We start from the raw sequence: 25,661 nt of genomic DNA, 5'->3' as shown, positions 1-25,661 counted from the left end.
TACTCACCTGCCTTCTGAGCCATCTGAATATTCAACAATTGCGAGAGTAATATTATCTTCTCCACCGTTGAGGTTGGCGAGTGTTATCAATTCGGAAGCCTTTTCATTCAGTGATTCACTATGAGTAAGAATTTTTTGTAACTCTGCTTGTGTAACTTTGTTTGACAAACCGTCAGAACATAGGAAAAGGAGGTCACCCTCTTCAAACATAATTGTTTTCGTATCCATAGCAACTGTTTCCTCTGTTCCTAGCGCTCGAAGCAACACATTTTTACGCGGATGATGCTCAGCATCTTCTTTCGAGATTTGCCCCGTACGTACTAATTCATTCACAAGTGAGTGGTCCTCGGTTAACTGTTGTAAGCCACTTTCATTTAAGATGTAGCCCCTACTATCCCCTATATTCGCAACTGTCGCAAATAATTTCGTACAAATCGCGGCTACAAGTGTAGTGCCCATGCCCTCACACTCAATATTTTTTTGCGCATGTTCAAAAACAAGTTTATTCACATCATTTATTTTTACTTTCAACCATTCAACGGCTTGTTCCGCCGTTTCAATTCTATCTGTTTTTTCCCATTCTTCTTTTAATAAACTCATCGTCATTTCGCTTGCCACGTCACCAGCCCGATGGCCACCCATGCCATCGGCAACGATGGCAAGGTGTTGGCCTTCTCGGTTGGTGAAAACTCCTCCATTATCCTCATTATGAAGGCGAACCTTTCCCTTATCTGTCATGAAAAAAGCGTTCATTTTTTCACCTCGTCTCTTCTTGTCGTTCCTTTGCTCGAAGCTGTCCACAAGCTGCGTCAATGTCATGACCTTGCTCGCGACGAATCGTAACATTTACGCCACGGTCTTTTAACGTTTTTTCAAACTTGAAGATTTGTGCCTTTGGTGTTCGTACATAATCACGTTCTGGAACATAGTTTACTGGGATTAAGTTGATATGACATTTGATCCCTTTCACAAGCTTTGCTAACTCCTCAGCATGTTCAACTTGGTCATTTACATTCCCGAAAAGTCCATATTCAAACGAGATCCGACGCCCTGTTTTATCTACATAATAGCGAACAGCATCCATCAAATCAGGAAGTTTATATGCACGATTGATTGGCATTAATCTGCTTCTTAAATCAGAATTTGGTGCATGAAGCGAAATCGCAAAATTAATCTGCATATTTTCATCTGCAAATTGATAGATTTTCGGAATAATTCCACTTGTAGACACCGTGATATGTCTTGCTCCAATGTTTAACGCTTTTTCGTGATTCATGATTTTCAAAAACGCTAGCATATTGTCGTAGTTATCAAATGGTTCACCAATTCCCATAATGACGATCGAACTTACTCGCTCATTCGTTTCATCTAGAGCTTGTTGTACTTTGACCACTTGAGCAACAATTTCCCCTGCTTCTAGGTTTCGCTTTAACCCTCCAAGCGTAGATGCGCAGAAAGTACAGCCGATTCGACAGCCGACTTGAGTGGTTACACAAACGGAGTTTCCATATTCATGTCTCATTAACACTGTCTCAATGGACTTCCCATCTTGCAGTTCAAATAAGAATTTAATCGTCCCGTCAGACGAAGTTTGTTGGATAATGGTATTAAGCGTCGTTAAAATGAAATTTTCCTCTAGTTTATCCCGAAGCGCTTTTGAAAGATTGGTCATATCTTCAAATGAAGTCACTCTCTTCTTATAGAGCCAATCAAAAATTTGTTCAGCACGAAAAGCTTTGTCACCTTGAGCAACAAGCCATTCCTTCAAATCATCAAGTTGAAGCGAATAAATGGAAGGCTTTTCCGGTTCGTATGCTGTTGTTTTTCGTTTCTTCGTTGCTGGTTGTTCCATGGTCATGGTTAGTCCACCTTCCTTTTGATACAAGCAATATAAAATCCATCAGACCCAAAATCTTGTGGGAGTATTTGAAGGTCAAAACCGTTCATTAATGGGCGGATGGCTTCCGGCATTCTTTCTTTAACAGAAGAATCGCCTATGAATTCCGGATGTTTTTCTAGAAACTTTTGCACCGTTTCTTGATTCTCAGCACGGTCCACTGTGCACGTACTATAAACAAGAGTTCCACCTTTTTTGATTAGAGGAGCGACCGCTTCTAAAAGGGAAAGTTGGATTTCTTGCAACCTAGATAAATCTTCTTCTTTCTTCGTATATTTCATATCAGGCTTGCGTCGCATAACTCCTAGGCCAGAACATGGTGCGTCAAGAAGAATTCGATCGAAACTTTGTTGTTCAAAATGCTCTTGAACATTACGACTATCTAGTTTTTTTGATTCAATATTCTCTAATCCTAAACGGGATGCGTTTTGACTTATCAATTTCACCTTATGTTCATGTAAGTCGAGGGAAACAACGGCCCCTGTATTCGCTAGTTTCTCTGCAATATGAGTGGACTTTCCTCCAGGAGCTGCACAAGCATCGAGAATATTCTCTTCTTGTTGAACACCTAAAGCATGAGCAACAAGCATCGAACTCTCATCTTGAATCGTCAGTAACCCTTCCTTAAAAGCCGACGAAGAAGCAAGATTGCCTCGAAGACATTTAATCGCTTCTGGAACAATTGGACTAGCTTCGACCGCATACCCCTCCTCTTCCAGCCGCTTGATGCAATCTTCAACTGTTATTTTCGTTAAATTAACCCGAGCCGTTTGAAGTGGAGCTGTGAGATTGATTTCACACATTGCTTTCGTTTTTTCCATTCCAAATTGTTCGATCCATCGCTTAACAAGCCACTCTGGATGACTGGTCGCAATCGCGATTTGTTTTGCTGGGTCTTTAATTGACTCTAATGAAGGGAGACCTTCACGCTGCAAGCTTCGTAAAACACCGTTTACCATACTTGCTATCCCTTTATGACCATGGCGTTTCGCAATCTCCACAGCTTCATAAATTGCCGCGCGATCAGGTACTCGGTCTAAATATTCCATCTGATAAACTGTCAATTGTAATAAAGGTTTCACCCAAGGTTCCAATTTTCGATTATTTTTTAAAAACGGAGCCAAATAGAAATCAAGTGTCAACTTACGTTGTAAAGTTCCATATACGAGTTCCGTCAATAACCCAATGTCTTTTTTATCGATTTTGTTTTTTTCAATCGCATGATTTAACAAGAGGTTGCTATACGCTTGATTTTTTTCGATGCTTTCTAAAAGCTCCAAAGCGGTCTCCCGTACATTTTTGCGGTTACCCTTCATGACTCTCTCCTAACTTCATACCTACTTCAATATGGGAACCGGCTCCACGCAAATACTGGCCAGCCTCCATGCGCTTTTTGCCCGCAGGCTGAAGCTCGGTCACTTTAATGGCTACATGATTCCCACTACCCACAACCAAACCATCTTCCTCAATTGACAGGATCATTCCCGGTTCAGCTGTCTGCGTTACTTCTATTTTCTCTGCTTTCCAAACTTTTAAAACGGAACTGTTAAGTGTACTATAGGCAACAGGCCATGGGTTCATTCCACGAATATGATTGTAAATTTCTTCCCCTGTCTTGGACCAATCAATTTTCTCTTGTTCCCGCTTGATATTCCAAGCAAAAGTAGCTTCCTCATCATTCTGTTTCAGTGGCTTGATTTCACCTTCTAAGAGCTTAGGAACTGTTTCAGAAAGAAGCTTCGCACCAGCAGCACTTAATTTATCATGAAGGGTACCCACGTTATCATGTTCCTCAATCGGTACTTCCACTTGAGTTAAAATATCACCTGCATCTAGCTTTTCCACCATATACATGATGGTGATACCTGTTTTATCCTCACCATTTATAATTGCATAATGAATTGGGGCTCCACCGCGTAATTTTGGAAGCAAAGATGCATGGACATTAATACAGCCATATTTTGGTGCTTCTAACAGCTGTTTCGGTAAAATTTGCCCGAATGCTGCTGTGACAATTAAGTCCGGTTGCAACGCTAAGATTTCATTTAATTCTTCTTGCTTACGGATTTTTTCAGGCTGATAGACGGGGATCCCTTGTTTTACAGCTTCTACTTTTACTGGTGGTGGAGTCATTACTCTCTTTCGTCCAACCGGACGGTCTGGTTGCGTCACAACGGCAATTACTTCATATCCATCATGTAAAAGTTGTTGCAATACAGGCACTGAAAAGTCTGGCGTTCCCATAAAAACAATCTTGGTCATTCTTCAGTCAACTCCTCTAATTCGTTTTCATCTAAGTATCTGCTAACTTTAGAAGTGAAGAGAATGCCGTGCAAATGATCAATTTCATGCTGAATTGCTCTTGCTAAGAAATCTTCTGCCTCTAATTCATAGGTTCTTCCCTTACGATCCTGTGCACGAACCTTAACTTTATAAGGACGAGTCACTTCTCCAAAAAGTCCTGGAAAGCTTAGACAGCCTTCTGGGCCTGATTGAGTTCCACTAGATTCAATTATTTCTGGGTTAATCAATTCAATCGTCCCATGTTGATCGTCGACGTCGACAATGGCGATTTGTTTATCGATATTAATCTGCGGGGCTGCTAAACCAACTCCGTCAAATTCAATCATTGTATCATACATATCATCCAACAGCTTCGTTAATTTCTTATCAAAAACATCAACAGGTTTACATTCCTGTTCCAAAATATCTGCTGGATGCATTACAATCTTACGTACTGCCAAATCTGTTCCTCCAATATCCGGTTACTATTATTCTTCATGTTTCCACAAATTTACGGTTTCCCATACTATTACATCAAAATATATGGATTTAAATCCATTGAAATTTGCAGGTTGCCACTAGCGGTTTCCTGCTGATAATGGTCTAAGATCGCTTTTAACGTTTGCTTTAGTTCGGGTTCCTTTTTGTATTTTATCAGACATTGATATCGATATCTATTTTTGATTCTAGGGATTGGCGAGGCTACCGGTCCTAGAACAACAGCTCCCCTAGAAACCCTAGAAGAAATAAAACCAGTAATCTTCTCCGTGACGGAGACAACTTTCATTAAATCTTCATGGCTGACAGTGATTAATGATAGATAGTAAAATGGCGGATATTTGTGAAGTTTTCTCGCCATCATTTCTTGTTGGTAAAATCGATCATAATCCTGACTCCCCGAAAGCTCGATACTATAATGTTCCGGTGTATAAGTCTGAATGACTACTTCCCCCGGAAGTTCATGTCTCCCAGCTCGACCACTTACTTGAGTTAATAATTGAAATGTTTTTTCAGATGAGCGAAAATCTGGCAAATGGAGCATCGTATCTGCACTTAACACACCAACTAACGTGATGTTAGGAAAATCTAGGCCCTTGGCAATCATTTGAGTTCCTAATAAGATATCAGCCTCGCCATCTTCAAATGCATTTAATAATCTTTCATGTGCCCCTTTACGTCCTGTCGTATCAACATCCATCCGGATTACACGTGCCTCCGGTAATAACTTGGTTAGTTCTTCTTCAACTTTTTGAGTTCCCGTCCCAAAATAACGAATATGATCACTCATACATTCTGGACAAGTAGTTGGAACTCGTTCCTCATGTCCACAATAATGACATTTCATTAATTCTTGATAACGATGGTAAGTGAGCGTAATTTCACAGTTGGGACAATTGACGACAAACCCACAATCGCGGCACATAACAAACGAGGAATGACCTCTTTTATTTAAAAACAGTACGGTTTGCTCTCCTTTTGCCAAACGGTCTTGAAGCTTTTCAAACAAACTTTCAGAGAACATTGAGCGATTTCCTGACCGTAATTCTTCACGCATATCGACAATCTCCACAGTAGGTAGAGGCTGCTCGTTCATCCGTTTTGGAAGATTTAATAAGGTATAAACTCCTTTTTGCGCTCGAGCAAAAGACTCGAGTGAAGGAGTTGCACTACCTAAAACAACTGGACAGCGATGCGTCGACGCTCGTTTGATTGCAACATCACGAGCATGATAACGTGGATTTTCTTCTTGCTTATAGCTTGTTTCATGTTCTTCATCAATAATGATAATCCCGAGCTTCTCAAATGGTGCGTAAATGGCCGACCGCGCCCCAACAACCACTTTTACCTCGCGACGCTGAATCTTTCGCCACTCATCATATTTCTCACCAGCAGAGAGTCCACTGTGCATAACCGCAACCAAATCTCCAAATCTTTGTTTGAAACGTTTCACCATTTGCGGAGTTAACGAGATTTCCGGGACTAACACAATCGCTTCTTCTCCTTTATCAAGAACACGTTGAATGGATTGAAGATAGATTTCTGTTTTTCCACTTCCCGTTACGCCGTAAAGCAAAAAGACCTCATGCCGCTCGTCCTCAATTGAGGCGAGGATGGGGATAATCGCTTTCTCTTGAGCATCCGTAAGCGGAAGGGGATCTTGTCGTTTAAACTCTCGATTAGCATAAGGATCACGATAAACTTCCATATAGTCTTCGCTTAAAATCCCCTTTTTTACGAGCGCTTTTACAGAGGCTTGCGAAACATTCGTATCCGCTAATAATTTTCTAAGTTCAATAGGACCTTTATGCTGAAGAAAATATTGTAACAGCGCTTTTTGCCCCTTTGCCTGAGGAGTCAGTTTTTCAATTTCCTCTTCCACATCTGACGGAGTGAGCAGCAAGGAAATATGCTTTAATTTCTTTTTTCTTACTCGATTTTTCACTTGATAAACAACCTCAACAAGACCCTTGTCCACTTCTTGTTTAAAATTTGAAACAAGATTTTGGTCAACAACTTCCTGCCAAGTGATTTCCTTGCTCCCTTGAAATAAAGATTTCGTCTCTTCCTGTAGGTCATCTATGGCTGCATCATTTGTCAATTGTACTTTTTTTTCATATTTTGCTTTTAAAGCTGCTGGCAACATCGCTTGAAAGGCTGAAATTTTATAACAAAGCGAATGATCCGTAAGCCAATCACCTAAGGCCAGCAATTCTTGATTTAAGACAGGAGTGAGATCCAGTGGCTCCACGATTTTCTTTAACTTAGAGAAATTTGATTCTGTTTTAATACCTGTTACAAAGCCTTGAATATGACGTGGTCCAAAAGGGACATGCACTCTTATCCCAGGTACAATCACGTTTTCATACTGTTCTGGTATCAGATAATCAAATGTTTTGTCAGTTTGTTTTGCGGGTACATCGACAATAACACTTGCTACTTTCATTCTTTTTCAACCTTCTTTAGCTGAATCGCCACTTCATTTAAAAGTTGTTCAGCTACTTTCTTTTTACTCATTAATGGCAATTCTACTTTGTCTCCATTTCGTTTATAAATTGTGACGATATTGGTATCATAACCAAAACCTGCACCTTCAGCCTTCACATTATTCGCGACAATCATATCGGCATTTTTTTTCACGAGTTTTTTACGCGCATATTCTTCGACATTGTCTGTTTCCGCCGCAAAACCTACAAGCAATTGTGTTGTTTTCCGTTGACCAAGTTCAAATAAAATATCCCTTGTCCGTTCAAGCTCTAGCGTTTGACCGCCATCTTGTTTTTTTATTTTATGATCATGAGTATCTTTCGGTCGGTAGTCAGCAACAGCAGCTGTTTTAATGACAACATCTGCTTGGTCATAATGTTCAAGCACAGCGTGATACATTTCCTCAGCACTTTCCACTTCAATGGTTTCTACTCCAATCGGTGGTGTCAGCGCAACGGGACCACTTATTAAGCAGACGTCTGCTCCTAATTTCTGTGCTTCCTTCGCAATGGCATAACCCATTTTCCCTGTGGAATGATTTGTTAAAAACCGAACAGGATCAATCTTTTCCCTCGTTGGTCCAGCCGTAATCACAATCTTTTTTCCCGTCCATTCTGAATTTTTGCTAGTAAAGTTTTGCTGAAGGAGCTCAACAATGGTTTCAGGCTCCTCTAATCTTCCTTTTCCTACATAGCCACATGCTAGAAACCCTTCTCCCGGCTCGATAAAACGGTAGCCATATTCATCAAGAGTTTTCATATTCTTTTGAACAGCAGGATGATCATACATATGTACATTCATTGCTGGAGCAATCCAAACCGGAGCAGTAGCGGCCAGCAAGGTAGTGGTCATCATATTATCAGCGAAACCATGGGCCAATTTCGCGATTGTATTGGCTGTAGCAGGTGCGACTAAAATTAAATCGGGCCAATCTGCTAAATCAATATGAGAAATTACCTTCGCATTTTTTTCTTCAAAAGTATCAGTATAAACCTCATTCCTCGACATCGCTTGAAAAGTTAGTGGCGTAACGAACTTTGCCGCAGATTCACTTAATATGACTTTTACCTCTGCGCCAGCCTGAGCCAACTTACTTGTTAACGCAACAGCTTTATAAACAGCGATTCCACCGGTCACACATAATAAAATCTTTTTTCCGTTCAGCATTCTCGAAACCCCCATTTGCTTCCTTCTTCTACTCTTCATTATGATTGAATAAAGCACATATTTCATCAAAAAACTTCGCAAAATCTCTTCTCAGTATTAAGTTTGTAAAAAACCTATGAGTTGAAACCGTGGTGAAAGTTGTTGTTGATTTCTTAAAACTTCGAGTAAGCAGTTTTGTACGTCCAATAAATTTATAAGCTCATGGTCTCCTCATAATGTTCCCAGCTTACAAGTAAAAAAGTGAACCACCCTATTATTATTGGTTGAACAACCAAGCTCGCAAAAAGACCCTTAGAAAAAAAATAACAACCTAATGTAGGTTGTTATTTGGCTGCGTAGGAATCTTCATTCCCTGCTGTTGTATGATAGTGAAGTTTTTCTCCATTGATCTCTTCAAGGGCTTTCCCAACGTATTTGTGAGATACATATTTATCTAATAACCCATTTTGGTGAACTTGCATGTTTCGTGCACGCTTTGCAGCCACAGATACCAAGGAATATTTTGAATCAATTTTTGTTAGTAAAGAATCAATAGAAGGATATAGCAAATCAATCAACCTCCAACATTTTTTTATAACGATATTGTACTCTCTCACGACGGCAATGCTCTGCAACGACAATCGCTTTTACTCGCTCACAAGCTAGCTCAACTTTGTCGTTTTCCACAACATAATCGTAAAGTTCCATCATTTCCAATTCCTCACGAGCCGCCTTCATTCGTCCTTTAATCAGGTCCTCTGTTTCCGTACCTCTTGTCACAATCCGGTTTTCTAACTCAGAAAGACTAGGAGGCGCAAGGAAAATAAACAAGCCTTCAGGGAACTTTCGACGTACTTGACCAGCACCCTGAACCTCAATTTCTAGGAAAACATCTTTTCCTGCATCAAGCGTTTGTTGGACATATTCGACCGGGGTGCCGTAATAGTTGCCGACGTACTCAGCATATTCCAGCAACTGATCGTTCTCAATCATTTCTTCAAATTGCTCACGCGTCTTGAAAAAGTAATCAACGCCATCAACTTCTCCTTCACGAGGTTTCCTAGTTGTTGCTGAAACCGAATATTCGAAGGCGGTATCCGGTTGTGAGAAAATTTCTTTTCGGACAGTTCCTTTTCCAACACCCGAAGGACCAGAAAGAACGATCAATAATCCTTTTTCTTGCATTTATTAAATCCTACCCTTCATCCAATATATCATCACGATTATCTAATCGAGCTGCGACCGTTTCCGGTTGTACAGCCGATAAAATTACATGATCACTATCCATTACAATAACGGCACGTGTCCGTCTTCCATAGGTTGCATCAATCAGGGAACCTCTATCTCTGGCATCCTGAATAACCCGTTTAATTGGTGCAGATTCTGGACTCACAATTGAAATAATACGATTCGCTGATACAATATTGCCAAATCCAATATTAATTAGTTTTATCCCCATGATGCTCCCCCAATCATCATTCCTATATTTTGTCCTTACAATTTGTTTCCTAAACTTTACTCGATATTTTGAACTTGTTCTTTCACTTTTTCAAGGAAACTTTTCATTTCTACTACTTCCATTGCAATTTTTGAATCATTTGCTTTCGAACCAATGGTATTAATTTCTCGATTCATCTCCTGAATCAAAAACTCCAATTTACGACCAATCGGTTCTTGTAAGAGAAGTATTTTTAAAAACTGTTCAATATGACTTTCAAGTCTAGTAAGTTCCTCATTAATATCCGCTTTATCGGCAAATAAAGCTACTTCAGTAAGGATGCGTGTCTCATCCACTTGTCCACCGACAAACTCAACCATTTTCTTGGATAATCGCTCACGATATTGTTCGACAACAAGCTGAGCAAGGTTTCTTACAACTTGAGAATGTTCTTTGATGTGTAGGATATTTGCCTTTACATCTGCTTCAAGTGCCTTTCCTTCTTGGAGCCTCATTTGTACCACTCCCTCTGTAGCTTGTACAGCAGCTTGTAATACAAGTGTTTCAATTTCTTCATTCTCTTCATCTTTTTCTTCAATAAGAATGAGGTCTGGTCGACCAATCAATTCGTGAAGATTTACCTCACCGCTTAGACCATATCTATCCTTAATTTCGTTTATGTATCGAACATATTGGTCAAGAAGATCCCAATCTATTTGAATCCCCCGTTTAGTTGTAGCTTGACCTTCAAGGGTAACATGAACTTCCACTCGTCCCCTTTTTATATAGGTGGTAAGAGTCTTTTTTAAATGTGTTTCAATCTTAGCTAGTTGGTTGGGGATACGGATATTAAATTCACAAAAGCGATGGTTGACTGTTTTTATTTCAACCGTTACTGCTACTTGTTCGGTTTCGATCCTTCCGCGACCAAACCCTGTCATGCTTACGACCATTCAGAACACATCCATTCTTAGTAGAGTCGTTTTAAAAAGGTTGTTTTCGTATAGTTATTGGTATAACTCTTAAACCCATTTTAACGTAATAACAGCTATTTTGTAGGATGGAATTGAAATTGTAGACACTTTCCTCATCATTATTAGCTGTTTACTCCTTTATCCCTTTTAAAAAGAGATCCTTGGAACCGCGTTTAAACTTTATTCTTAATTAGCAGCTAGAAGATGGAACTTGTCCGTTCTTTCTTCCTTCGCTGATTCACAAAAAAAGAAGGCAATAGAGTCAATGCTCTATTACCTTACGGATTATATCACATTCTTTCGTGTTTTACTTGCTAAAAATGACCCAGCTAGTAAAAAAGTCGGTAAAGCAGACATTCCGATAATCAATAACCAGTCAAATGGAACAATGGCTACTGTGTGGAAAATCGGCTGTAGTGGCGGATAATAAATAACGACAAGCACAAGTAGTAATGAGGAAAGAACCGCCCATACTAAATATTTATTCTCAAAAGGATTACGAGAGAAAATCGATTTTTCACTACGACAATCAAACACATGAATCAATTGCGCTAATACAAGTGTTGCAAACGCGATTGTTTGTGCATAAGCCAAATCATCTGGGTTTCGATAGTATACCGTCATGAAGGCAATCAACGTTGCAATTCCAATTAGGAACCCTCTTGAGATGACCTTCCATCCTAAACCTCTAGCAAATACCCCTTCTTTTGGATGACGAGGTCCCCGTTTCATTACATCATCCTCAGGTTGGTCTAAACCTAAAGCCATTGCTGGAAGACCATCTGTCACCAGGTTAACCCAGAGGATTTGGATCGGAACTAACGGTAACGGCAATGCCAAAATCATTGCAAATAACATTACCAGTATTTCACCAACATTTGAAGCGAGCAGATAACGAATAAATTTTCGGATATTCTCGTAGATATTTCTTCCTTCTTTAATGGCAGCCTTAATTGTGGCAAAGTTATCATCCAGCAAGACAAGTGACGACGCTTCTTTCGCTACATCCGTACCAGTGATACCCATTGCAACTCCGATATCAGCTGCTTTGATCGCTGGAGCATCGTTTACACCGTCTCCAGTCATCGCAACAATATGTCCTTTGTTTTGAAGTGCTTTTACAATTTTTAGTTTATGTTCTGGTGATACACGTGCAAACACAGAGACTTCTTCGACGATATCTTCTAACTCTTCAACCGATAATTCTGAAAGAGTTGCCCCGTCCATCACTCGACTACCTTTTGTTAAGATTCCTAGTTCCGAGGCAATTGCCTTTGCAGTAATTAGGTGGTCTCCTGTAATCATGACAGTCTTAATTCCAGCATCACGACACTCTTTAACAGCTGTTTTCACTTCAGGACGTGGCGGGTCAATCATCCCCTGTAGCCCAATAAACGTTAAATCTCGTTCTGCCTCTTTTTCACTTAAAACGACTGTACTTGGTGATAGCGGTTTATATGCAATTGCAATGGTTCTTAAAGCCTTTTCTGCAAGACCATCAATTGCTGCTTGTACTTTAACAGTCATATCTTTTGTTAAATGCTGTTGCTTGTCATCCCAAAGTATGGATTGACTCAGTCCAATTAAAACATCTGGAGCACCTTTTGTGACCACAAACTGACGACCACTTTTATCCTTAACGATAATACTCATCATTTTTCGCTGTGAATCGAATGGGAACTCATTTACAATTTCAAATTGCCCTAGCAAACCGGATCTTGTTAATCCTGCTTTCATGGCGGCAACTAATAAGGCTCCTTCAGTTGGGTCGCCATCAATGACATGCTCGTTTTCCTTCTCCATTAACTCGGCATGATTACACAGCATCCCAAATGTTAGCAATTGTTGCAAAGGTTTAACGGCATTTGGATCAACTCGATTTTCATCGGAGTAAAAATCACCATTTGGATCATAACCAACACCATCAACGGTCCACGTTTTCCCGCCACTCCATGCATGTGTGACAGTCATTTTATTTTGTGTCAGCGTACCCGTTTTATCAGAACAGATAACAGAAGCACACCCAAGCGTCTCGACTGCCGGTAATTTACGAACAATTGCTTTTTGCTTAATCATTCTTTGAACCCCAAGTGACAAGGCTACAGTCACAATTGCCGGTAAACCTTCTGGAATCGCGGCTACAGCTAAAGAAACCCCAGCAAGAAACATGGTATAGAGGTCATGTCCTTGAAGTACACCAATGCCGACAACAAGTACGGTTAAGACTAGCGCAACAGTAATTAATATTTTCCCAAGCTGCTCCAACCTACGTTGTAAAGGGGTTTCCATTGTTTCAGCCGTTTGCAACAATCCAGCAATTTGTCCCATTGCTGTTTTCATTCCTGTTGCTACAACAACACCAATCCCATTTCCTCGGGTAACAAGTGTCCCCATAAAGGCCATATTTTCCATATCCCCGATTCCAGGTTTTGGAATTCGCAAAGGACCGGTGAATTTTTGCACAGGAACAGATTCACCAGTTAACGCTGATTCTTCTACTTCTAAGCTATTAGCTTGAATCAGCCTTATATCTGCTCCAATACGATCTCCTGAGGAAAACTTAATAATATCCCCAGGAACTACTTCCTTTGATAAAACCTTTTCCCAGGCCCCATCTCTAAGGGCCAAGACTTGTGGAGCGGATAGCTCTTTTAAAGCATCGAGTGATTTTTCGGCTTTACGTTCTTGGAAAAAGCCAAGGAACGCATTGATGAAAACAATCGCAATAATGGCAATGGCATCGACCACTTCTCCAAGAAGACCAGATATCAAAGTGGCACCGAGCAGGACTAAAACCATAAAATCTTTAAACTGACTTGCAAATAACAGTAGTGCGGATGGTTTTTCTCCCTCTTCTAATGCATTAAGCCCGTGTTGCTTTTGCCGATTCTTCACTTCCTTTTCTGCTAGTCCTTCTGTAAAATCAGTATTTAGGACTTCTTCGATTTCTTTTTCATTCATTTCATGGAACTTCATCGGGCCAACTCACTTCCCCTTTCAGCGACTGATCATATCTGTCTTAATCCTCTAGTGACAGCTTATTCAGCCCTGTCCAAAAAAATGCTATGATAATAGAGAAGAAAATGAAAAGGATGTTTTGCACATGTCATTTGACGGATTATTTACAAGAGCCGTGACCAATGAATTATCCAGTGTTTTAAAAGGAGGACGAGTGAATAAAATTCATCAACCTTTTAAAAACGAAATTTTAATGGTCATCCGAGCAGGTGGAGTCAATCATAAAGTTCTCCTTTCCGCTCATCCTAGCTACGCAAGAGTGCAACTAACAAATGATCAATATGAGAATCCAAGTGAACCACCGATGTTTTGCATGCTTCTCCGAAAACATCTTGAAGGCTATATAATCGAGGATATTCATCAATCTGGGCTAGACCGAATGATTATTTTTGAAGTGAAAGGGCGCAATGAGATCGGCGATGTTTCCTATAAACAGCTCATCGTAGAAATAATGGGGCGCCATAGCAATATTGTTCTCGTTGATAAGGAACGAAATATGATTCTTGACAGCATTAAGCATGTTTCATTCGCGGTTAATACACATCGTGCAATACAACCTGGTCAAGAATACATCATGCCTCCTGCACAAGATAAAATAAATCCGTTTGAGGTAAATGAAGAGGAAATACTTCGACGTATTGATTTTAATAGCGGGCTTTTGGACAAACAACTTGTTCAAAATTTCGCGGGAATGTCACCTCTGATCGCAAAAGAAATTGTGTTTCGTGCTGGACTTGCCAATCGAACAACACTTCCGAAAGCGTTTGTGGATGTCATGAACGAATTAAAAGAACACCTTTATCAGCCATCCATCATCGTGTCAAAAGGGAAAGAGTATTTTTATATCCTCCCACTTGAGCACTTAAACGGAGAGACACGAAAGTTTGAAACTACAGGTGAACTTCTTGACCGTTTTTATTTTGGCAAAGCGGAGCGCGACCGAGTAAAGCAGCAAGCGAATGACTTAGAGCGCTTTATTTTAAATGAAAAAGAGAAAAACGAGAAAAAAATTAAAAAACTCGAACGCACTTTAGTGGAAGCCAAAAACGCCGAGCAATATCAGCTATTTGGGGAATTATTGACGGCAAACCTTTATGCGGCTGAAAAAGGCATGAAAGAAATCAGCGTGTTGAATTATTATTCCGAGGATGGAGAGAACGTGACGGTTCCGTTAGATCCAAGAAAAACTCCATCAGAAAATGCCCAAAAATATTTTACACGCTATCAGAAAGCAAAAAATGCTTTAAAAATCGTTGAAGAACAAATCAACCATGCACGGGATGAAGTCACTTACTTTGCAGGTTTACAACAGCAAATTGAAGCAGCTTCTCCGAAAGACATTCAAGAAATTCGCGATGAACTCGTTGAAGGTGGATATATCCGCCAAAGACAAAAGCGTGGAAATAAGAAAAATCAAGTAGCCAAGATTGTTCTGGAACACTACCAATCATCAGATGGAACTGAAATTCTTGTTGGGAAAAACAATAAGCAAAATGACTATCTTACAAATAAAGCTGCTGCAAGGGACGACATCTGGTTGCATACAAAGGATATTCCTGGTTCCCATGTTGTCATTCGCAGCAAAGAACCATCCGAGCAAACCATTTTAGAAGCGGCCTCCATTGCTGCTTATTTTAGCAAAGCCCGTAGTTCCAGTTCTGTCCCGGTTGATTTCACAAAAGTACGCCATGTAAAAAAACCAGCAGGCGCGAAACCAGGATTTGTCATCTATGAACAACAACAGACCGTTTATGTTACACCAGACGAAGATATGGTATTAGCTCTGAAAAAATAAATAGCGTCGAACGTGACTCGGAAAATGGCTACCGAGTTACGTTCGACGCTTTTTTTATTTTTAGCTTTATCTTGGTTGTAAAGTTTTTAATAGCATGCTTCTTTGAAGCTTTCATGGTGCACTTTTTTTCCAGTTTCTTCTGGAAACTTGCTTCATGTATCTTTCATCATTCATAAATAGCTACTGCAACCGGAATCCATTATACCTATTTCTATCTCATCTTACATTTTGCGGGAATGATACATTCTTCTATCGTTACCGTTTTCCTACTCGCTCACGCAGTTCGGGCACGATAGATTTTTCTACCGTGCCGATTTCTCCTAATATCCTGTATTATGGCCACGTTACTCACCCAAAGAAAGTACCAGCTACGAACAGTCAATCAAATCAACTAGCTTATTTAACTACCTCTGCTCCCCACTCAGCTGGGTTCTTCCGCCATTCCGCTAACTTCGCAAGATCCGCTTCACTAATTTCTTCTCGTTCACGGGCAACTTCAGCTAGGGTGGTGAAATCTGTCAGCGAAAACACTTCAATTCCAGCTTCCTTAAGCAATTCTTTCCCTTTTTCTAACTCATATGTGAATATGGCCACGGCACCAAGTACCTCGCAACCAGCTTCTCGTAATGCTTCAACGGCGTTGATGACACTTCCCCCCGTTGAAATTAAGTCCTCCACTACTACTACTTTCTGCCCAGCTAATACTTTCCCTTCAATCTGATTTCCTTTTCCATGGCCTTTGGCTTTCGAACGCACATAACTCATTGGCAACTCAAGCAAATCACTCACCCATGCAGCATGCGGAATTCCTGCAGTCGCTGTTCCAGCAACTCCCTCAACATCTGGAAAATGGGCCACAATCAATTCCTTTAAGCCTGCTGCAATTTCTTTACGAACCTCTGGATAGGAAAGAGTTAGCCGATTGTCACAATAAATTGGCGACTTTAATCCGGAAGACCAAGTAAATGGTTGGTTTGGTTTTAATGATACTGCCTCAATATCTAGTAGTCTTCCTGCAATTTGTTTTTTCACAGCAATACACCTTCCCATTCATTTTTCAGTGCTAAATAACTTTCTAGTGGATTTTCTGCCTGTGTAATTGGGCGCCCAACTACGATTGCGGAAGCACCTTCGCCTCTAGCAAACTTTGGAGTTGCCACTCGTTTTTGGTCGCCAGCGCCGCCTCCTGCAAGACGAATTCCTGGAGTCACTTTTAAAAATCCTTCTCCGACCCGCTCAGAAATCATCTTTGCTTCATGTGCAGAACAAACGACTCCGTCTAAACCTGCCTGCTGAGCTACGGACGCATAATGACAAACAGATTCCTCAAGTGAGACTGTTATCAACTGATCCCGGCTCATTTGCGTTTCTGAAGTACTGGTTAATTGTGTTACAGCGATACAAAAAGGTCGTTTCTCACCGACGCCAACTCCAGCTTCAAGACCTTCTAAAGCCGCCTCCATCATTTCACGACCACCGGCTGCATGGACATTGACCAGATCAGCGCCTAATCTAGCTAAGTTTCTCATCCCACCTTTAACAGTATTGGGAATATCATGTAGTTTAAGATCCAAGAACACATCATGTCCCTGTTCTTTTAGATACGTAACAATCGATGGACCTTCAGCATAAAACAATTCCATGCCTACTTTTAAAAATAGTTTTTCATTCCCGAATGAAGGTAAAAATTCTTCAACCTTCTTTTTATCAGGAAAATCAAGCGCGATGATAAGCGAATTGTTCATGCTGCTTCCAGCTCCTTCCTGTACATTCAGAAATATGTTGATACCCTAGTTGAGTTAAAAGCTGCGGTAGCTCATCAATTATGGTTGGGCACACAAAAGGGTCAATAAAATTCTGCGTACCGACCGCTACTGCACTTGCCCCTGCATAGAAAAATTCAATCACATCTTCGGCCGATTGAATTCCACCCATTCCGATAATCGGTATGTGAACCTGCTGACTAACTTCATAAATCATCCGCAATGCTACTGGTTTAACAACAGGGCCAGACAAGCCACCCGTACGATTAGCAAGAATTGGTTTACCCGTCTGCAAATCCAATCTCATTCCTAAAAGCGTATTGATCATTGTTAAGCCATCTGCACCGCCATCCTCAACCGCTTTTGCAATTGAAACGATATTGCTAACATTTGGGGAAAGCTTAACGTAAACAGGAACCTCAGAAACGGCCTTTACCTTTTTCGTTAAATTCTTGGCCATTTCAGGGTCAGTTCCAAAGGCAATTCCACCTGTTTTCACATTTGGACAAGAGATGTTCAATTCAAGTGCATGAACGTTTGGAGCCTTCGAAATCACTTCAGCCACCCTAACATAATCCTCTTCTGTTGAGCCAGCTACATTCGCGATAATTGGAACTTCATATTGTTCTAGCCAAGGAAGCTCCTCCGAGACAACCTTCTCCAAGCCTGGATTTTGTAAACCGATCGCATTAAGCATGCCTCCTGGAGTCTCTGCCACCCTTGGAGTCGGATTTCCAAAACGTGGCTCAGGGGTTGTTGCTTTAATCATGATTGCTCCGAGGACATTTAAATCATAGAGTTGGCTATACTCCTTCCCAAACCCGAAACAGCCTGATGCTGGCATAACCGGATTCTTTAATGACAATCCCGGAAGTTCGATATTCAATCTGCTCATATTGCCACCTCTCCCGCTTCAAAAACTGGTCCGTCCGTACATACTTTTTTATAAGTGTGACCGGTTGGATCGTCTTTTGTATGGCAGACACATGCAAAGCAAGCTCCAATGCCGCAACCCATACGCTCTTCTAATGATAAAAATACTTTTGCTGCGTATTGCCCTTTCTCGATTGCTTTTAACATTGGAGTTGGTCCACAAGAATAAATCACATCAGGTTGAACGACCAGACCCCCGAGGATATCGGTTACGAATCCTTTCTTCCCATAAGTCCCATCTACCGTAGTTACATACGTTTCTCCTAAACTAGCAAACTTTTCTTCGTAGAAAACCGCTGATTGAGATTGAAAACCGAGGATACTGATGACCTTTACTCCTTTGGCGACAAGCTGTTTCGCAAGTTCATACAGAGGCGGTACGCCAATGCCGCCACCGACAAGTACCGCTGTCTCCCCGATATTTGCTTCTGCAACAGAAAATCCATTTCCAAGCGGACCTAAAATATCGACTGTTTCGCCGCTCTTTTTATTAGCAAGCAGGGAGGTTCCCCGCCCCTGCTTCCGATAAATAATCGTAAATTCATTGCTTCGTTTATTAATAGCCGCAATGGAAATCGGCCTTCTTAACATCGGGTCGAGCCCTTCTGTCACTTTGATATGAACAAATCTTCCTGGCTCGTTCATCTCCTCAACAATTTTCCCTGACAAAACTAGCTCAAAAATGGATTCTGCAATTTGTTGCTGAGAAACCACAGTACACTGATCGTTTATGATCATTGCGTGACACCCACTTTAACTGATTTTGTTTCAGGCTGGACCATCGCGCTTGCTGAAAAGGTCATTGATTCTAATACCTGCAGAATGGCTTCTGCGGTATCAAGGGAGGTTAAGCAAGGAACGCCATTTTCAACAGACTCGCGACGTATTTTAAAGCCATCGCGTGCAGGCTGTTTTCCTCTAGTTAATGTATTTACCACAAGCTGCGCGTTTCCGCCCCGAATTAAATCAATCAAGTTCGGACCTTCAGAACCGATTTTACCAACGGTTGTTGTTTTTATACCAGCTGCTTCTAAGTAGCGAGCAGTTCCACTTGTCGCAACAAGCTGATAGCCGATTTCAGCAAATCTTCTTGCGATTTCAACCGTTTCTTCTTTATCCTTATCTGCAACCGTTAAGAGCACGGTACCGTAATTTTTAAACTTCATTCCAGCTGCAATCATCCCTTTATAAAGCGCCTTTTCAAGGGTTGTATCTTTTCCCATTACTTCCCCAGTTGACTTCATTTCTGGGCCGAGTGTAATGTCTACTCTTCTCAACTTTTCAAACGAAAATACAGGAACTTTTACATAAACTCCTTCTTGTTCTGGTACAAGTCCTGACTCATATCCTTGTTCACGGAGTGTTTGACCCATGATCACGTTTGTGGCAATCTTCGCCATTGGGACATGTGTAATTTTACTTAAGAAAGGAACCGTCCGGCTTGATCGAGGGTTCACTTCAAGCACAAACACCTCATGATTTGCGACAACGAACTGAATGTTTAAAAGACCAATAATGTTTAGCCCTTTTGCTAATCTGTCCGTGTAGTCAATCAATTTTGCTTTCACTTCATCCGTTAAGCTTTGTGGAGGATAGACAGCTATTGAGTCACCAGAGTGTACTCCTGCGCGTTCAATATGCTCCATGATTCCCGGAATTACCACTGTCTCTCCGTCAGAGATGGCATCAACCTCGATTTCCATTCCAGTCAAGTAGCGGTCAACCAACACTGGGTGTTCAGGATTCACTTTCACAGCATTTTCCATATAGTGGAGAAGTTCTTCTTCTTTATAGACTATTTCCATTGCGCGGCCACCAAGGACATAAGACGGACGAACAAGTACCGGATAACCAATCTCTTCAGCAATCTTTACTGCTTCTCCAACAGACATCGCTGTATTTCCCTTTGGCTGCGGAATATCTAACTCCATCATCGCTTGCTCGAATTTGTCGCGATTTTCAGCACGATCTACATCTTCAAGAGATGTACCTAAAATTTGCACTCCTAATTTAGAAAGCCCATCTGCAAGGTTAATCGCTGTTTGACCGCCAAATTGAACGACAACTCCTTTTGGTTGTTCTAAGTCAATGACATTCATGACATCTTCGATTGTTAACGGTTCAAAATACAACTTGTCAGAAATACTAAAGTCTGTTGATACTGTTTCAGGATTATTGTTAATAATGATGGCTTCATAACCAGCTTCTTTAATCGCTTTTACGCAATGCACGGTTGCGTAATCGAACTCAACCCCTTGACCGATTCGAATTGGTCCTGAGCCTAACACAACAACACTTTCTCGCTCCGTTCTTAGCGATTCGTTTTCCTCTTCATAAGAGCTGTAAAAATACGGTGTACTTGATTCAAATTCGGCAGCGCACGTATCTACCATTTTAAAAACAGGGACAAGACCAGAAGTTTTTCTCCAGTGGTAGACCGTTGTTTCATCTGAGTTCCAAAGCGTAGCAAGCGCCTTGTCAGAAAACCCAAGTTCCTTCGCTTTTTTGCCTACTTCCACTTCAAACGGACATCCTTTTAGTTTTGTTTCAAACTGAATCAACTTGTTTAATTTATAAAGGAAAAACAAGTCGATCTTGCTCCAGTCATGAATTGTTTCGATGCTGACTCCTCGACGAAGGGCTTCGCTGATATAAAATAACCGCTCATCGCCTGCTTTACGAATTCTTTTTTCAATCAAAGCATCATCAAAGGTTTCCCCATCTTTCAACTCAAAATGATAGATGCCCGCTTCGAGTGAACGAATCGCTTTTAATAATGACTCTTCAAGTGTTCTTCCGATCGCCATGACTTCCCCGGTCGCTTTCATTTGCGTTCCAAGCCGGCGATTTGCAGATTCAAACTTATCGAATGGCCAGCGTGGAATCTTTGTTACAACATAATCAAGGGCTGGTTCAAAACAAGCATAAGAAGTATTTGTTACCGGGTTGATCATTTCATCTAATGTAAGACCAACAGCGATTTTCGCCGCTAGTTTGGCAATTGGGTAACCAGTTGCTTTTGATGCTAAAGCTGAAGAGCGGCTTACCCTTGGGTTCACTTCAATGACATAATAGTTAAAGCTGTCCGGATCAAGCGCTAGCTGGACGTTACAGCCACCTTCAATTTTTAATGCGCGGATAATTTTTAATGAAGCATTCCGCAATAATTGATATTCGCGATCGCTTAACGTTTGGCTAGGCGCGACAACGATGCTATCACCCGTATGAATTCCGACTGGATCAAAGTTTTCCATATTACAGACAACAATGGCGTTGTCGTTTGCATCCCGCATCACTTCATATTCAATTTCTTTAAAACCCGCTATACTCTTTTCAAGTAGACACTGATGGACCGGACTGTTTTTCAATCCACTAGCAACAATTTCTATTAACTCTTGCTCGTTGCTACAAATTCCACCACCAGTACCGCCTAATGTATAGGCTGGGCGTACAATCACTGGGTATCCTACTTGTTCAACGAATGTATAAGCTTCTTCAAGTGTATGAATGATCTCACTTTCAGGTACAGGCTGCCCCAGCTCATTCATTAAATTCCGGAACAATTCTCGATCTTCTGCTTGTTCAATTGCTTCTAGTTTTGTACCAAGAATTTCGACATCACATTCTTCTAAAATACCAGCCTTTGAAAGTTCAACAGCCATATTTAGTCCTGTCTGCCCCCCTAATGTAGGCAAAATGGCATCTGGGCGTTCTTTACGAATAATGCGACTCACAAATTCAAGTGTAATCGGCTCTATGTAGACAACATCTGCCACTTCTGTATCGGTCATAATTGTTGCTGGATTTGAGTTTACAAGAATTACTTTATACCCTTCTTCTCTTAGAGCGATACAAGCTTGCGTTCCGGCATAATCAAATTCTGCAGCCTGCCCAATCACGATTGGACCTGACCCGATGACTAAAATACTTTTGACGTCTTTACGCTTTGGCATAGTTTGCATCCCCCTGTTTAGCTGTTTCTATTAAACGAATAAATTGATCAAATAAACCGTTGGCATCTTCTGGTCCTGGTGAAGCTTCTGGATGATATTGCACCGTAAACGCAGCCGCATTTTTATGTGCCAAACCTTCAATTGTTCCATCATTTAGGGCAACATGTGTCACTTCAAGCTCGGTACCAACAATCGAGCTCACTTCAATGGTATAACCATGATTTTGTGAAGTGGTTGCCACTTTACCTGACTTTAAATCTTTTACCGGATGGTTTGAACCACGATGTCCAAATTTCATTTTCACGGAATCCGCTCCACAAGCTAGCGCAAACAATTGGTGTCCAAGGCATATTCCAAACAGTGGCAATTTGCCAAGAACTCCTTTAATCATTTCAATTGCTTCAGGAACATCCTTTGGGTCTCCAGGGCCATTTGATAGCATAATTCCATCAGGATTTAGCGCAAGGATTTCTTCAGCATTTATATTGTAAGGAACCACGACCACATCACAATTTCGTTTAATTAACTCTCGTAAAATTCCATGCTTCATCCCAAAATCAACTAGGACCACGCGATAGCCACGTCCCGGACTTGCATAAGCACTTTTCGTAGAAACTTGTTTGACTTGATCAGTGCGCACCTTTGTCGCACGTAACCTTTCAATTACTTCTAATGGATTTTCTTCACTACCACAAATGGCACCTTTAAGCGTCCCGTGTTGACGAATCATTTTTGTTAGTTTTCGAGTATCTACTCCCGCAATTCCAGGAATGTTTTTCATTCTTAAATATTCATCAAGACTAAGCTTGCTCCGCCAGTTTGATGGAAAATCCGCTACCTCTTTGACAACAAAAGCTGAGAAAGCAGGAGTAATCGATTCAAAATCATCTCGGTTGATTCCATAATTTCCGACAAGCGGATACGTTAGCGTGACAATTTGCCCACAGTAGGATGGGTCTGAAAGAATCTCTTGATAACCTGTCATCCCTGTATTAAATACAACCTCGCCTATCACATTGCTCTCACTACCGAATGCTGTTCCTTTAAAAATGGTGCCATCTTCAAGAATTAATTGTCTCTTCATGCTGTTACCCTCCCTTTGCTCCATACCACTTTACCGCCTACAACTGTCAATACTGGCCAACCTTTACAATTCCAACCTCCAAATGGAGTGTTCTTTCCTTTTGACAAAAATTGTTCTGGATTAATTTGTTCTTCATGCTCTAAATCTAGTAAAACCAAGTCAGCCACTGAGCCAACTTCTAATCTGCCATATGGTAAGTTAAACGATTCAGCTGGTTTTATGGTTAAGAACTCAATCAATTGCTTCAAACTGATGATTCCTTTTTCAACAAACTCTGTATATAAAAGTGGAAATGCTGTTTCAAGACCCACAATTCCAAATGGCGCTAGTTCAATTCCCTCCGCTTTTTCTTCACTCGTATGTGGAGCATGATCGGTTGCGATAAAATCAATCGTTCCATCAAGGAGACCCTCGATTAACGCTTTCTGATCTTCTTGACTGCGCAGTGGTGGGTTCATTTTATAATTCGCATCATCTCCTGGGATATGTTCCTCGTTTAGTAAAAGATGGTGCGGCGTAACTTCTGCTGTGACCCGAATGCCGTTTCGCTTTGCATCCCGAACCGTACGTACCGATTCCTTCGTGCTAATATGACACACATGATAATGGCACCCAGCTGCTTCAGCTAAGAGAACATCCCGCGCAATATGTACGGCTTCACATACAGAAGGGATTCCATTGATGCCCATTTCTGCAGATGTTTTTCCTTCATGAAGGGAGCCTTTATTAATAAGCGTATTGTCTTCACAATGTGCAACAATTGCCATATCGACTTCAGCGGCTTGTTTCATTGCCGCTAACATCATACCTGCTTCTTGAACGCCTACTCCATCATCTGTAAACGCAAATGCCCCAGCTTCTTTTAGGGAAGCGAAGTCGGTTAATTCTCTTCCAAGTTCTCGCACTGTGATCGAAGCATAAGGGAGAACTCGAACAGAAGCCGTTTCACTTATTTTCTGATTCAAATTTTCAAGTTGTTCTTTAGAATCTGGTACTGGCCTTGTATTCGGCATCGCGGCAACCGTTGTAAATCCGCCTTTTGCTGCTGCCAAAGTTCCTGTAGCGATCGTTTCTTTCTTTTCCCCACCTGGTTCACGAAGATGGACATGCAGGTCAACAAATCCTGGAGCGATTAATTTTCCCTCTGCATCGATTGTCTCTTGTGCGGTTTTGCTGATATCCTTGCCAATTTCACTAATCTTTCCATCCTCTATGAAAATCTCAACTTTTTCTAGTTCCCCTGTATTAGTAAGCCAGTGGCCATTTTTGATTAGTAATGTCATAACTTTTTCCTCCTTCGATGTTTTTAAGTGCTCGTTGTAAAACTGCCATGCGAACAAAAACTCCATTTTGCATTTGTTTAAAAATCCTTGAGCGCTCCGCTTCAACAAGGCTATCCGCAATTTCAACTCCTCGATTGACTGGTGCCGGATGCATAATAATACTGCCCTTTTTCATGAACTTTTCCCTTTTAATTGTTAATCCATATTGACGATGATAGTTCTGTATATCCACGATGCTCTCATCCCCATGGCGCTCATGTTGAATCCTTAAAAGCATGACGACATCAGAAGTCATGATCGCTTCATCAATGTCGACATACCGATTTGCTTCCTGCTTTTCAAACCATTCTGGTGGGCCGGAGAACACTACTTCTGCCCCTAACTTTCTTAGTGCCTCGGCATTCGATCTTGCAACACGGCTATGCGATATATCGCCTATAATCGCAATCTTCAGACCCTGAAAACCGCCAAACTCCTGTTTAATGGTCAATAAATCAAGTAGCGATTGTGTAGGATGGTGTCCGCACCCATCACCTGCATTTATTATCGGTATTGTTAGACTGCCTTTAAGCGTTTCAAAATATCGATCCATGCTATGACGAATGACAACAGTGTTTACACCAATCGATTCTAATGTTTTGACTGTATCGTAGAGGGTTTCTCCCTTTAATACACTGGAGGTTTGCACTTCAAACGGAATCACTTCTAAGCCTAATTTTCTCTCAGCCATTTCAAAGCTTGATTTTGTTCTTGTGCTAGGTTCATAAAATAAATTGGCAACAAACGCTTTTCTTGTTGGATTCCACACCATCCCGCCTGCAAATGCTTGAGCTGTATCTAGAATTGAATGAATCTCTTCCGATGAAAGTGCTGTCGTTGTCAATAAATGATTTTTCATTGACCTTCCTCCTTTTTTTGTAAACCTTTTTGCCCTATTTTAAAAAAGAGTGTGTTAGCCTTGCCTATAATCCCATAAAAAAAGCACCCTGGTCTATAAATCCAGGGTGCTTTTCCACAGGGATACCTGCTTAAGGACAAGTGAAACCAGCGTGAGCCTCGGCCACTTATCAACACACCCTTTCTAGTCTCTCTGGACTAATTTTTAAAAG

At 41.0% G+C, this 25,661-nt stretch carries 20 protein-coding genes and 1 pseudogene; 1 reads left to right on the top strand and 20 read right to left on the bottom strand.

Going from position 1 to position 25,661, the window contains the following annotated elements:
• Window positions 1-3: 3 nt before the first annotated feature.
• The 12 genes from M3182_RS15480 to M3182_RS15425 all read right to left on the bottom strand — a co-directional run bounded on the left by M3182_RS15480 (window position 4) and on the right by M3182_RS15425 (window position 13,699).
• Window positions 4-753 (bottom strand): Stp1/IreP family PP2C-type Ser/Thr phosphatase, encoded by a 750-nt coding sequence (locus M3182_RS15480; RefSeq protein WP_251558876.1) that lies wholly within the window; start codon window positions 751-753, stop codon window positions 4-6.
• A gap of 4 nt (window positions 754-757) precedes the next feature.
• On the bottom strand, window positions 758-1,852 hold the full coding sequence (gene rlmN / locus M3182_RS15475) for a dual-specificity RNA methyltransferase RlmN (RefSeq protein WP_251426186.1): 1,095 nt from the start codon (window positions 1,850-1,852) through the stop codon (window positions 758-760).
• Window positions 1,853-1,860: 8 nt separating this feature from the next.
• Window positions 1,861-3,213, bottom strand: a complete 1,353-nt coding sequence (gene rsmB, locus M3182_RS15470; RefSeq protein ID WP_251558874.1) for a 16S rRNA (cytosine(967)-C(5))-methyltransferase RsmB — start codon at window positions 3,211-3,213, stop codon at window positions 1,861-1,863.
• Window positions 3,203-4,159 (bottom strand): methionyl-tRNA formyltransferase, encoded by a 957-nt coding sequence (gene fmt / locus M3182_RS15465; RefSeq protein WP_251558872.1) that lies wholly within the window; start codon window positions 4,157-4,159, stop codon window positions 3,203-3,205. The genes rsmB and fmt overlap by 11 nt, the downstream gene beginning before the upstream one ends.
• Complete coding sequence (def, locus tag M3182_RS15460; protein ID WP_251425767.1) at window positions 4,156-4,641, bottom strand: peptide deformylase; 486 nt, start codon at window positions 4,639-4,641, stop codon at window positions 4,156-4,158. Before def ends, fmt begins: the two co-directional genes overlap by 4 nt.
• A 68-nt stretch (window positions 4,642-4,709) precedes the next feature.
• A complete protein-coding gene (gene priA / locus M3182_RS15455) occupies window positions 4,710-7,124 on the bottom strand; it encodes a primosomal protein N' (RefSeq protein WP_251425765.1) in 2,415 nt (804 codons plus the stop codon).
• Window positions 7,121-8,332, bottom strand: coding sequence for a bifunctional phosphopantothenoylcysteine decarboxylase/phosphopantothenate--cysteine ligase CoaBC (coaBC, locus tag M3182_RS15450; protein ID WP_251558871.1), 1,212 nt, complete (start codon window positions 8,330-8,332; stop codon window positions 7,121-7,123). Before coaBC ends, priA begins: the two co-directional genes overlap by 4 nt.
• Before the next feature lie 323 nt (window positions 8,333-8,655).
• Window positions 8,656-8,880: a DNA-directed RNA polymerase subunit omega gene (gene rpoZ, locus M3182_RS15445; protein WP_251425761.1), complete on the bottom strand. Its 225-nt coding sequence runs from the start codon at window positions 8,878-8,880 to the stop codon at window positions 8,656-8,658.
• Window position 8,881: 1 nt separating this feature from the next.
• A complete protein-coding gene (gmk, locus tag M3182_RS15440) occupies window positions 8,882-9,496 on the bottom strand; it encodes a guanylate kinase (RefSeq protein WP_251425759.1) in 615 nt (204 codons plus the stop codon).
• Between the two features lie 10 nt (window positions 9,497-9,506).
• Entirely contained in the window at window positions 9,507-9,770 is a 264-nt protein-coding gene (remA, locus tag M3182_RS15435; protein ID WP_251425757.1) for an extracellular matrix/biofilm regulator RemA, read from the bottom strand.
• Between the two features lie 56 nt (window positions 9,771-9,826).
• Window positions 9,827-10,702, bottom strand: coding sequence for a YicC/YloC family endoribonuclease (locus tag M3182_RS15430; protein WP_251558869.1), 876 nt, complete (start codon window positions 10,700-10,702; stop codon window positions 9,827-9,829).
• 306 nt (window positions 10,703-11,008) lie between these two features.
• On the bottom strand, window positions 11,009-13,699 hold the full coding sequence (locus M3182_RS15425; protein WP_251425753.1) for a calcium-translocating P-type ATPase, SERCA-type: 2,691 nt from the start codon (window positions 13,697-13,699) through the stop codon (window positions 11,009-11,011).
• 127 nt (window positions 13,700-13,826) lie between these two features.
• On the opposite strand from M3182_RS15425, the gene M3182_RS15420 reads away from it, so the two are divergent.
• The gene (locus M3182_RS15420) at window positions 13,827-15,536 is read left to right on the top strand and encodes an Rqc2 family fibronectin-binding protein (protein ID WP_251425751.1); all 1,710 of its coding nucleotides are present in this window, start codon (window positions 13,827-13,829) and stop codon (window positions 15,534-15,536) included.
• A gap of 396 nt (window positions 15,537-15,932) precedes the next feature.
• Here the strand turns inward: M3182_RS15420 and pyrE are convergent, their stop codons facing one another.
• The 8 genes and pseudogenes from pyrE to M3182_RS15380 form a co-directional block, all read right to left on the bottom strand.
• The gene (gene pyrE, locus M3182_RS15415) at window positions 15,933-16,568 is read right to left on the bottom strand and encodes an orotate phosphoribosyltransferase (protein ID WP_251425748.1); all 636 of its coding nucleotides are present in this window, start codon (window positions 16,566-16,568) and stop codon (window positions 15,933-15,935) included.
• Window positions 16,565-17,281 carry an orotidine-5'-phosphate decarboxylase gene (gene pyrF / locus M3182_RS15410; RefSeq protein WP_251558867.1) on the bottom strand — a complete coding sequence of 239 codons (717 nt, stop codon included), beginning with the start codon at window positions 17,279-17,281 and terminating at the stop codon, window positions 16,565-16,567. Before pyrF ends, pyrE begins: the two co-directional genes overlap by 4 nt.
• On the bottom strand, window positions 17,253-18,194 hold the full coding sequence (locus M3182_RS15405; RefSeq protein ID WP_251425744.1) for a dihydroorotate dehydrogenase: 942 nt from the start codon (window positions 18,192-18,194) through the stop codon (window positions 17,253-17,255). The genes pyrF and M3182_RS15405 overlap by 29 nt, the downstream gene beginning before the upstream one ends.
• Window positions 18,191-18,970, bottom strand: a complete 780-nt coding sequence (locus M3182_RS15400) for a dihydroorotate dehydrogenase electron transfer subunit (RefSeq protein ID WP_251558865.1) — start codon at window positions 18,968-18,970, stop codon at window positions 18,191-18,193. The genes M3182_RS15405 and M3182_RS15400 overlap by 4 nt, the downstream gene beginning before the upstream one ends.
• Window positions 18,967-22,185 carry a carbamoyl-phosphate synthase large subunit gene (carB, locus tag M3182_RS15395; protein WP_251425739.1) on the bottom strand — a complete coding sequence of 1,073 codons (3,219 nt, stop codon included), beginning with the start codon at window positions 22,183-22,185 and terminating at the stop codon, window positions 18,967-18,969. Before carB ends, M3182_RS15400 begins: the two co-directional genes overlap by 4 nt.
• Window positions 22,152-23,269, bottom strand: a pseudogene (locus M3182_RS15390) (carbamoyl phosphate synthase small subunit). Before M3182_RS15390 ends, carB begins: the two are co-directional and overlap by 34 nt.
• A complete protein-coding gene (gene pyrC, locus M3182_RS15385; RefSeq protein ID WP_251425735.1) occupies window positions 23,266-24,552 on the bottom strand; it encodes a dihydroorotase in 1,287 nt (428 codons plus the stop codon). Before pyrC ends, M3182_RS15390 begins: the two are co-directional and overlap by 4 nt.
• Window positions 24,515-25,450, bottom strand: a complete 936-nt coding sequence (locus M3182_RS15380) for an aspartate carbamoyltransferase catalytic subunit (protein WP_251425733.1) — start codon at window positions 25,448-25,450, stop codon at window positions 24,515-24,517. Before M3182_RS15380 ends, pyrC begins: the two co-directional genes overlap by 38 nt.
• Window positions 25,451-25,661 lie beyond the last annotated feature (211 nt).

It is taken from the genome of Mesobacillus maritimus, assembly GCF_023715205.1.
GTDB classification, from domain to species: Bacteria; Bacillota; Bacilli; order Bacillales; family Cytobacillaceae; genus Mesobacillus_B; species Mesobacillus_B maritimus_C.
This window is presented reverse-complemented; position numbering and strand designations above follow the sequence as displayed.

What these genes read in the sequence shown, in the direction of transcription:
- M3182_RS15405 (WP_251425744.1), bottom strand. Translation starts at nt 18,194, where the DNA reads ATGAGCAGATTGAATATCGAACTTCCGGGATTGTCATTAAAGAATCCG.
- M3182_RS15425 (WP_251425753.1), bottom strand. Translation starts at nt 13,699, where the DNA reads ATGAAGTTCCATGAAATGAATGAAAAAGAAATCGAAGAAGTCCTAAAT.
- rsmB (WP_251558874.1), bottom strand. Translation starts at nt 3,213, where the DNA reads ATGAAGGGTAACCGCAAAAATGTACGGGAGACCGCTTTGGAGCTTTTA.
- M3182_RS15380 (WP_251425733.1), bottom strand. Translation starts at nt 25,450, where the DNA reads ATGAAAAATCATTTATTGACAACGACAGCACTTTCATCGGAAGAGATT.
- M3182_RS15420 (WP_251425751.1), top strand. Translation starts at nt 13,827, where the DNA reads ATGTCATTTGACGGATTATTTACAAGAGCCGTGACCAATGAATTATCC.
- fmt (WP_251558872.1), bottom strand. Translation starts at nt 4,159, where the DNA reads ATGACCAAGATTGTTTTTATGGGAACGCCAGACTTTTCAGTGCCTGTA.
- pyrF (WP_251558867.1), bottom strand. Translation starts at nt 17,281, where the DNA reads ATGAACAATTCGCTTATCATCGCGCTTGATTTTCCTGATAAAAAGAAG.
- gmk (WP_251425759.1), bottom strand. Translation starts at nt 9,496, where the DNA reads ATGCAAGAAAAAGGATTATTGATCGTTCTTTCTGGTCCTTCGGGTGTT.
- coaBC (WP_251558871.1), bottom strand. Translation starts at nt 8,332, where the DNA reads ATGCTGAACGGAAAAAAGATTTTATTATGTGTGACCGGTGGAATCGCT.
- M3182_RS15400 (WP_251558865.1), bottom strand. Translation starts at nt 18,970, where the DNA reads ATGATCATAAACGATCAGTGTACTGTGGTTTCTCAGCAACAAATTGCA.
- M3182_RS15480 (WP_251558876.1), bottom strand. Translation starts at nt 753, where the DNA reads ATGAACGCTTTTTTCATGACAGATAAGGGAAAGGTTCGCCTTCATAAT.
- carB (WP_251425739.1), bottom strand. Translation starts at nt 22,185, where the DNA reads ATGCCAAAGCGTAAAGACGTCAAAAGTATTTTAGTCATCGGGTCAGGT.
- pyrC (WP_251425735.1), bottom strand. Translation starts at nt 24,552, where the DNA reads ATGACATTACTAATCAAAAATGGCCACTGGCTTACTAATACAGGGGAA.
- M3182_RS15430 (WP_251558869.1), bottom strand. Translation starts at nt 10,702, where the DNA reads ATGGTCGTAAGCATGACAGGGTTTGGTCGCGGAAGGATCGAAACCGAA.
- priA (WP_251425765.1), bottom strand. Translation starts at nt 7,124, where the DNA reads ATGAAAGTAGCAAGTGTTATTGTCGATGTACCCGCAAAACAAACTGAC.
- remA (WP_251425757.1), bottom strand. Translation starts at nt 9,770, where the DNA reads ATGGGGATAAAACTAATTAATATTGGATTTGGCAATATTGTATCAGCG.
- rlmN (WP_251426186.1), bottom strand. Translation starts at nt 1,852, where the DNA reads ATGGAACAACCAGCAACGAAGAAACGAAAAACAACAGCATACGAACCG.